Consider the following 8955-nt stretch of genomic DNA (forward strand, 5'->3'; position numbering starts at 1 on the left):
CTACGCTACGCCCGCCCCGGACACCCCCTTGCCGACGCCCCGTCGGCACTGCCTAGGCCCCTGGGCGCGTTTGGAGCCCCCGGAGCAGGAGGGCGATGAGGCGGCGCGGGTCGTAGTCGGAGTCGTCGTCGCGGCCGACGCAGAGGTTGCCGATGCCGCGCATCAGCTCGTAGGGCCGGATGCCGGACCGGATGTCACCGGACTCGGCGGCCGCGTCGAGGAGCCGGGCGCAGACGGGCAGCAGCCGGTCGAGGAAGTGGGCGTGCAGCGCGGCGAACCGGTCGCTGTCGGACCGGAGCGCGTCGGCGAGGCCGTGCTTGGTGACCAGGAAGTCGGTGAAGAGGTCGACCCAGGCGCACAGTGCGTCGAAGGGGCGGTCGGCCTCGGCGAGGAGGGCGGGTCCGGCCTCGGCACATGCCTCGATCTGGTGCTCGTAGACGGCGGTGACGAGGTCCGCCCGGGTCGGGAAGTGGCGGTAGATGGTGGCCATCCCGACCCCCGCCCGGGAGGCGATCTGCCGGATCGGCGCGTCGACCCCCGAGGTGACGAACACCTCGGCGGCGGCGGTGAGGACCGTCTGCCGGTTGCGCTGGGCGTCGGCCCGCTTGCCCCGGGACGGCGGCTCTTCAGGCTCCCCGGGCTCCCCGGCAGGGCTGTCGCTGGCCATCACGTAGTCCTCTCCAGTCCGGTTGACAAAACGGAGCAGCGCTCCGGATAGTAAGTGGAGCAACGTTCCGTTTCAGGGTAACCGAAAGGGCGTCCTCACCATGAGCACCTCCACCCCCGTACCCGTCCTGTCGTACAGCCCCGTCGTCCTCCCCGTGCCCGGACGCCCCGTGGACCTCCAGGTCCGGGTCACCGCCCCGGAGACCGGCACCGGCCTGCCCGTCCTGCTGCTGTCCCACGGCCACGGCCCCTCGAACCACCTCTCCTCGCTCGACGGCTACGCACCGCTGGCCCAGCGGTGGGCGGCCCTCGGCTTCGTCGTCGTCCAGCCCACCCACCTCACCTCCCGGACCCTGAGCCACCTGGTCGCCGACGCGCCCGGCGCGCCCGACTTCTGGCGCTCCCGCGCCGAGGACATGTCCCACGTCCTCGACCGCCTGGACGTGATCGAGCGGACCGTGCCCGGCCTCGCCGGGCGGATCGACCGCACGAAGGTCGGCCTCGCCGGACACTCGCTCGGCGGCTTCACGGCCTCCCTCCTGCTGGGTGCCGGGATCGTCGACCCCGGCACCGGGAAGACGGTGAGCGTCGCCGAGCCGCGCATCACGGCGGGCGTGCTGCTGGCCGCGCCCGGCCGGGGCGGTGACGTCCTCAACGGGCCCATGGCCGCGCAGTGGCCGATCATCGGGGCCGTCGACTTCGCCACCATGACCACGCCCGCGCTGGTCGTCGCCGGTGAGAAGGACGACTCCCGGCACTTCACCGACATGGGCCCGGACTGGCACGCCGACCCCTACACCCTCGCCCCCGGACCCAAGACCCTCCTCACCCTGTTCGAGGCGGAGCACGGCCTCGGCGGCATCGCCGGATACGACGCCGCCGAGACCACCGACGAGAACCCCGCGACGGTCGCCGCCCTGGCCCACCTCACCGCCGCCTACCTCCGCACCCAATTCCACCCCGGCGACGACGCCTGGCCCACAGCCACCGAGTCCCTCACCACCGGCCCGACGGCGGTCGGCCGCATCGAATCCAAGTAGCCCGCCCGGCCGGCCGGGGACACGAAACGCCGGGGACACGAAAAACGCGGCGGAGCGCTCCTCCCGAAGGAGAAACGCTCCGCCGCGTCCGTGTTCCGGCCCGCCCGGCGTCAGGTCGCCCGGCGCCGCCGTGTCCCCGGGCGTCGCTCGCTGGGCCGGGTCACCGGGTCGCCCGCCTCGCGTGCGGCCGTGCGGCGGCGCTGGCCGAAGTCGGCCAGGGCCTCCGCGAGCTTGTGCACCGACGGCTCGGGAGCCATCACGTCGACCCGCAGCCCGTGCTCCTCGGCCGTCTTGGCGGTCGCCGGACCGATACAGGCGATCACCGTGACGTTGTGCGGCTTGCCGGCGATCCCGACGAGGTTCCGCACGGTCGACGACGACGTGAAGAGCACCGCGTCGAAGCCGCCGCCCTTGATCGCCTCCCGGGTGTCCGCCGGCGGCGGCGAGGCCCGCACGGTCCGGTAGGCCGTGACGTCGTCGACCTCCCAGCCCAGCTCGATGAGCCCGGCCACCAGCGTCTCGGTGGCGATGTCGGCGCGCGGCAGGAACACCCGGTCGATCGGGTCGAAGACCGGGTCGTACGGCGGCCAGTCGTCCAGCAGCCCGGCGGCCGACTGCTCGCCGCTCGGCACCAGGTCCGGCTTCACACCGAAGGCGACCAGCGCGTGCGCGGTCTGCTCGCCCACCGCGGCGACCTTGATCCCCGCGAAGGCACGGGCGTCGAGGCCGTACTCCTCGAACTTCTCGCGGACGGCCTTGACCGCGTTCACCGAGGTGAAGGCGATCCACTCGTAGCGGCCCGTCACCAGGCCCTTGACCGCCCGCTCCATCTGCTGGGGCGTGCGCGGCGGTTCGACGGCGATCGTCGGCACCTCGTGCGGCACGGCCCCGTAGGACCGGAGCTGGTCGGAGAGCGACGCCGCCTGCTCCTTCGTCCGCGGGACGAGGACCTTCCAGCCGAACAGCGGCTTGGACTCGAACCACGAGAGCTGGTCGCGCAGGGCCGGGGCGGAACGCTCGCCGACCACGGCTATCACCGGCCGGCCGCCCTCGGGCGAGGGCAGCACCTTCGCCTGCTTCAGCGTCTGCGCGATGGTGCCGAGTGTGGCCGTCCAGGTCCGCTGGCGGGTGGTCGTACCGGCGACCGTGACCGTCATCGGCGTATCGGGCTTGCGGCCCGCCGAGACCAGTTCACCGGCGGCCGCGCCGACCGAGTCCAGGGTCGTCGAGACCACGACGGTGCCGTCGGAGGCGCCGACCTCGGTCCAGCAGCGGTCCGAGGCGGTACGGGCGTCCACGAAGCGGACGTCCGCGCCCTGCGCGTCGCGCAGCGGCACCCCGGCGTACGCGGGCACGCCGACCGCGGCGGCGACACCGGGCACGACCTCGAAGGGAACACCGGCCGCCGCGCAGGCGAGCATTTCCTCCGCCGCGTACGTATCAAGTCCCGGGTCCCCGGACACCGCTCGGACGACCCGCCTGCCGCCCCGCGCGGCCTCCATGACAAGATGTGAGGCATCCCGCACAGCGGGTACCTCGACGCTTGCCGACGCGCCGTCGACAAGCGTCGGGTGAGGCGTGCCCGTGCCCGGAAGCGGGTCCGACGAAGGACCTGGTTCCGCGGTCACGACGGTGACGCCGGGCCGCGCGTGCGTCCGTACGACGTCGAGCACCTCGTGCTCGGCGACCAGGACGTCCGCGTGCCCGAGCGCCTCCACGGCGCGCAGAGTCAGCAGTCCCGGATCCCCGGGTCCGGCACCGAGGAAGGTGACGTGCCCGTGTTCCGGACCGGCGGGAAGGGTGGTGGGGCTCACTGTGCTCGCTCCCCCATCAGACCGGCCGCGCCCCGGGCGAGCATCTCGGCCGCGAGTTCACGGCCGAGCGCCCTTGCCCGGTCGTGCGTCTCGGGCACGGGACCGGTGGTGGACAGGCTCACCATGCGAGAGCCGTCGGTGGTGCCGACGACGCCGCGCAGGCGCATTTCGTTGACAATCTGCCCGTCGGCCAGAAGGTCGGCCAGCGCGCCCACAGGGGCGGAGCAGCCGGCCTCCAGGGCGGCGAGCAGGGACCGTTCGGCGGTCACGGCGACCCGGGTGAAGGGGTCGTCGAGGGCGCCGAGCGCGGCGATCAGTTCCGCGTCGCCCGCGGCACATTCGATCGCCAGTGCCCCCTGGCCGGGGGCGGGCAGCACCGTGTCTATCGACAGGAAGTCGGTGACCTCGTCGATGCGTCCGATGCGGCTCAGGCCGGCCGCGGCCAGTACGACCGCGTCCAGTTCACCATCGTGCACGTACCGGATCCGGGTGTCGACGTTCCCACGTATCGGGACGGTCTCGATGTCGAGGCCGTGGGCCCGCGCGTACGCGTTGAGCTGGGCCATGCGACGCGAGGAACCGGTGCCGATGCGCGCCCCGCGCGGCAGGTCGGTGAACTTCAGCGCGTCCCGGGCGACGATCACGTCACGGGGGTCCTCGCGCACCGGTACGGCGGCCAGGACCAGGTCCTCGGGCTGCGCGGTCGGCAGGTCCTTCAGCGAGTGGACCGCGAAGTCGACCTCCCCGCGCGTCAGCGCGTCACGCAGCGCGGTCACGAAGACGCCCGTGCCGCCGATCTGCGAGAGATGCGCGCGGGAGACGTCGCCGAAGGTGGTGATCTCGACGAGTTCGACGGGCCGTCCGGTCACCTGGCTCACGGCGTCCGCCACCTGCCCGGACTGGGCCATGGCGAGTCTGCTCCGCCTGGTCCCGAGCCTCAATGCCTTGTCAGTCATTCCGGCCCTCGGTTCTTCTCGGTGCTGTCGTCGGCCCGGGAGACAGAGGCCACCGTCTCCGGGTCGAGGTCGAACAGGGTGCGCAGCGCGTCCGCGTACCCGGCGCCGCCGGGCTCGGCGGCGAGCTGTTTGACGCGTACGGTCGGCGCGTGCAGCAGCTTGTCGACGACGCGCTTCACGGTCTGGGTGATCTCCGCGCGGTGCTTGTCGTCGAGGCCGGGCAGCCGCCCTTCGAGGCGGGCGATCTCGCCCGCGACGACATCGGCGGCCATGGCGCGCAGCGCGACCACGGTCGGGGTGATGTGCGCGGCCCGCAGCGCGGCGCCGAACGCGGCGACCTCGTCGCCGACGATCCGCCGCACCTGGTCCACGTCGGCGGCCATCGGGGCGCCCGCGGAGGCTTCCGCCAGGGACTCGATGTCCACCAGGCGCACCCCGGCCAGCCGGTGCGCGGCCGCGTCGACGTCCCGCGGCATCGCGAGGTCCAGCAGGAACAGCACGGGCTCGGGGCGCACCAGCGCGGCGGCCGGTTCGGGCCTGCGGCGCTCGGGGATCCGGCCGGCGGTGGCGGCGGTCGCGGCGAGCGCGGTGATCAGCTCGGCGTCGGTCTCGGGCGCCCGGCGGACGGCGGTACGGCGGTCGACGGTCGCGTTGTCGACCCAGGCGGCGTGCTGCTCCAGGGTCGCCGCGTCCATGCCGGCCACGGCGGCCTCGCCGAGCACGGAGAAGCCGGAGCGCTGGGCGGCCGGCAGGTCCAGCGGACAGTTCTCCTCGGCGCCCAGGGAGGTCGGCGGCAGCGCGCGGACGGCCGACGGGCCCTCCTCGCCGAAGCCGTCCTGCGTACCGGTGGCCGGGGCCGGTGCGCCGGTACGGCCCTCGACGGCCGCCGCGATCGCCTCCGCGGTCAGCACGAGGCCCGTCGCGCCGGTACAGGAGACGGCGATGTCGGCACGTGTCAGCTCGGCCGGCACCGATTCCATCGGTACCGCGCGGGCCGGCACGTCCGTGCCCTCGTCCTCGGTCAGGATCCGGGCGAGCCGCTCGGCGCGGTCGAAGGTGCGGTTGGCGACGACGACCTCGGCGACCCCGGCGCGCGCGAGCGTGGCGGCGGCCAGCGAGGACATCGAGCCCGCGCCGATGACCAGCGCCTTCTTGCCGCGCGCCCAGGCCGAGACGTCCTCACCGGCGGCGAGCTGCTCCAGGCCGAAGGTGACCAGGGACTGCCCGGCGCGGTCGATGCCGGTCTCGGAGTGGGCCCGCTTGCCGACCCGCAGGCTCTGCTGGAACAGGTCGTTCAGCAGCCGTCCGGCGGTGTGCAGGTCCTGCGCCCGGGCGAGGGAGTCCTTGATCTGCCCGAGGACCTGGCCCTCGCCGACGACCATCGAGTCCAGCCCGCAGGCCACCGAGAACAGATGGTGGACGGCCCGGTCCTCGTAGTGCACGTAGAGATAGGGGGTCAGCTCGTCGAGGCCGACGCCGCTGTGCTGGGCGAGCAGGGTGGACAGCTCGGCGACACCGGCGTGGAACTTGTCCACGTCGGCGTAGAGCTCGATCCGGTTGCAGGTGGCGAGGACGGCGGCCTCGGCGGCCGGCTCTGCGGCGACCGTGTCCTGGAGCAGCTTGAGCTGGGCGTCCGCGGAGAGCGAGGCCCGCTCCAGGACGCTCACCGGGGCGCTGCGGTGGCTCAGCCCGACGACGAGGAGACTCATGCCGGCATCACGGCGGGTACGTCCCCGTCGGGTCCCTGGTCGGTGCGGCCGGTGCGGTCGGTGCGGTCGGCAGTACCGCCGGTGCGCTCGGCGCGGGAGTCGTCGCGGCCGGCCGGGGCGGGTACGGCGCCGTCGAGGGCCGCGGCCTCCTCGCCGGCCTTGCGCTGCTCGTGGAAGGCGAGGATCTGGAGCTCGATGGAGAGGTCGACCTTGCGCACGTCGACGCCGTCCGGGACGGTCAGCACGGTCGGCGCGAAGTTCAGGATGGAGGTCACCCCGGCGGCCACGAGCCGGTCGCAGACCTGCTGGGCGGCGCCGGCCGGGGTGGCGATGACACCGATCGACACGCCGTTGTCGGTGATGATCTTCTCGAGCTCGTCGGTGTGCTGCACCGGGATGCCCGCGACGGGCTTGCCGGCCATCGCCGGGTCGGCGTCGATCAGCGCGGCGACCCGGAACCCGCGCGAGGCGAACCCGCCGTAGTTGGCGAGGGCGGCGCCGAGGTTGCCGATACCGACGATGACGACCGGCCAGTCCTGGGTCAGGCCCAGCTCACGGGAGATCTGGTACACGAGGTACTCGACGTCGTAGCCGACCCCGCGGGTGCCGTAGGAGCCCAGGTAGGAGAAGTCCTTGCGCAGCTTGGCGGAGTTGACCCCGGCCGCGGCCGCGAGTTCCTCCGACGACACCGTGGGCACCGAGCGCTCCGACAGAGCGGTCAGCGCACGGAGGTACAGCGGAAGGCGGGCGACGGTGGCCTCGGGAATCCCTCGGCTACGGGTCGCCGGTCGGTGAGTTCGGCCAGTTGCCACGGTGCTCCTGCGGGTAGAGCGGGGCTGCGAGCGGTCGTACGTCCCCAGACCGCCCCGTCGACAGCAGGCTATGTCTTTGTGAACGCGTGCACAAAGATGGTGTCCGATTTGCCCGCCCAACGTGACCGGGGTCACGCGTGTTGTTCCTGGGGGCAAAACCGACACTCTCCTCGTGAATCCCGCCCCCGAGACCAAATCGCCATCGATCCTAAGCGACGTTCGGCGTGTCTTGTACTGCTCGGTCAGTTCCCCGTCAGCTCTTTGCGCAGCCGACCCTCGTCCACCCGCCAGAACGTGTGCTGTTGACCGTCGACGAGCACCACGGGGATCTGCTCCCAGTACTCGTCGTGCAGCCGCCGGTCGTGGGTGATGTCCTTCTCCTCCCACGGCACGCCCAGCTCGCCGCAGACCTTCTCCACCACCGCCCGGGCGTCGTCGCACAGATGACAGCCGGGCCGGCCCACCAGCGTGACCGACCTCTCGCCGGGAGGGACGGCCTTACGTCGAAAGAACGGACTCATACGGGCCATTCTCGCCCCCTCCGGCGCGATGGGCGGACGGTCCGGTTTAACGGCACGGTCGCGGAGAGTTCACACCCGCCGAACCTCTCGGCTCCGGAACCACCGAACAGAATGGCTATGCTCACGCCATGGCCGCTCTCGGATGGCTCACACCCCGTAGGCGCTCCGCCACGGCGCGGAGCGTGTTGGCAGGCGAGGCCTCGGCGGAGGCCGCCCGCAAGTCCACGCAGGACGCACAGCTCGAACAGCCCACCGCGGAAGAACCGCAGTTCCCGGTCCACGGCGACGCGCTGGCCGCCGCCTTCTTCGACCTGGACAACACCGTCATGCAGGGCGCCGCCCTGTTCCACTTCGGCCGTGGCCTGTACAAACGCAAGTTCTTCGAGACCCGTGACCTGGTCCGGTTCGCCTGGCAGCAGGCGTGGTTCCGGCTGGCCGGCATCGAGGACCCCGAGCACATGCAGGACGCCCGCGACTCGGCCCTGTCCATCGTCAAGGGCCACCGCGTCGCCGAGCTGATGTCGATCGGCGAGGAGATCTACGACGAGTACATGGCCGAGCGCATCTGGCCCGGCACCCGCGCCCTCGCCCAGGCCCATCTGGACGCCGGTCAGAAGGTGTGGTTGGTCACAGCCGCCCCGGTGGAGATCGCCCAGGTGATCGCCCGCCGCCTCGGCCTCACCGGCGCCCTCGGCACGGTCGCCGAGTCGGTCGACGGCGTCTACACCGGCAAGCTGGTCGGCGAACCGCTGCACGGCCCCGCGAAGGCGGAGGCGGTCCGCGCCCTGGCCGCGGCCGAGGGCCTGGACCTCTCCCGCTGCGCCGCCTACAGCGACTCGCACAACGACATCCCGATGCTCTCGCTGGTCGGCCACCCCTACGCCATCAACCCGGACACCAAACTGCGCAAGCACGCCCGGGGCCTCGACTGGCGACTGCGCGACTACCGCACCGGCCGCAAGGCGGCCAAGGTCGGCATCCCGGCGGCGGCCGGCGTGGGAGCGGTCGCGGGCGGCACGGCCGCGGCGATCGCCCTGCACAACAGACGCCGGCGGTAGAACTCCCCCTCGCCACGCGCGCGAAGGACGGTCGTACCCGTTACGGCCGTCCTTCATGCGTCGCTCCTGCGCTGTTGTCCGCGCACAGCCACAACACGCCCTGGACCGACCGGAAACTCGAACCTTTCCGATCAACAATCGTTCACCCTGCGACACCTGATCGAGCGTCAATAGGTCACAGAAGCGACGTAATCGAAGTTTTGAGCAACTCGGTGTAGCAGCGCCTGCACGAAGCGTTATTCTCCTCAGACGCATACCGGAACCCCCCTGTCGTCACAGCGGCCACCAGGCCGTCGTCACTGCGGGTGAAAGGTTTCGCACTGCACGTGATGGAAGCTCTGCCTCTGGGAGTCCCGTGTACCCACACGTCGGGGTTGAC

Annotated in this window: 8 protein-coding genes; 2 read left to right on the forward strand and 6 right to left on the reverse strand. The window is 72.2% G+C overall.

Features of this window, described 5'->3' with window-relative positions:
* Positions 1-52: 52 nt before the first annotated feature.
* A complete protein-coding gene (locus G6W55_RS21215) occupies positions 53-667 on the reverse strand; it encodes a TetR/AcrR family transcriptional regulator (RefSeq protein WP_175522409.1) in 615 nt (204 codons plus the stop codon).
* Positions 668-767: 100 nt separating this feature from the next.
* Here G6W55_RS21215 and G6W55_RS21220 point away from each other — a divergent pair, with 100 nt between their 5' ends.
* The gene (locus G6W55_RS21220) at positions 768-1706 is read left to right on the forward strand and encodes an alpha/beta fold hydrolase (protein WP_175522410.1); all 939 of its coding nucleotides are present in this window, start codon (positions 768-770) and stop codon (positions 1704-1706) included.
* 110 nt (positions 1707-1816) lie between these two features.
* On the opposite strand, the gene G6W55_RS21225 is transcribed toward G6W55_RS21220, so the two are convergent.
* The 5 genes from G6W55_RS21225 to G6W55_RS21245 form a co-directional block, all read right to left on the reverse strand.
* Positions 1817-3520 (reverse strand): bifunctional uroporphyrinogen-III C-methyltransferase/uroporphyrinogen-III synthase, encoded by a 1704-nt coding sequence (locus G6W55_RS21225; protein ID WP_078634398.1) that lies wholly within the window; start codon positions 3518-3520, stop codon positions 1817-1819.
* Complete coding sequence (gene hemC / locus G6W55_RS21230) at positions 3517-4476, reverse strand: hydroxymethylbilane synthase (RefSeq protein ID WP_078634397.1); 960 nt, start codon at positions 4474-4476, stop codon at positions 3517-3519. The genes G6W55_RS21225 and hemC overlap by 4 nt, the downstream gene beginning before the upstream one ends.
* Entirely contained in the window at positions 4473-6185 is a 1713-nt protein-coding gene (locus G6W55_RS21235) for a glutamyl-tRNA reductase (protein ID WP_175522411.1), read from the reverse strand. The genes hemC and G6W55_RS21235 overlap by 4 nt, the downstream gene beginning before the upstream one ends.
* Positions 6182-6997, reverse strand: a complete 816-nt coding sequence (locus G6W55_RS21240; RefSeq protein WP_175522412.1) for a redox-sensing transcriptional repressor Rex — start codon at positions 6995-6997, stop codon at positions 6182-6184. The genes G6W55_RS21235 and G6W55_RS21240 overlap by 4 nt, the downstream gene beginning before the upstream one ends.
* A 242-nt stretch (positions 6998-7239) precedes the next feature.
* Positions 7240-7527, reverse strand: coding sequence for a glutaredoxin family protein (locus G6W55_RS21245; RefSeq protein WP_175522413.1), 288 nt, complete (start codon positions 7525-7527; stop codon positions 7240-7242).
* A gap of 119 nt (positions 7528-7646) precedes the next feature.
* Here G6W55_RS21245 and G6W55_RS21250 point away from each other — a divergent pair, with 119 nt between their 5' ends.
* Complete coding sequence (locus G6W55_RS21250; protein ID WP_175522414.1) at positions 7647-8576, forward strand: HAD family phosphatase; 930 nt, start codon at positions 7647-7649, stop codon at positions 8574-8576.
* Positions 8577-8955: the final 379 nt, after the last annotated feature.

Origin of the sequence: Streptomyces sp. CAI-85 (assembly GCF_013363615.1) — a bacterium.
GTDB lineage: Bacteria > Actinomycetota > Actinomycetes > Streptomycetales > Streptomycetaceae > Streptomyces > Streptomyces antibioticus_B.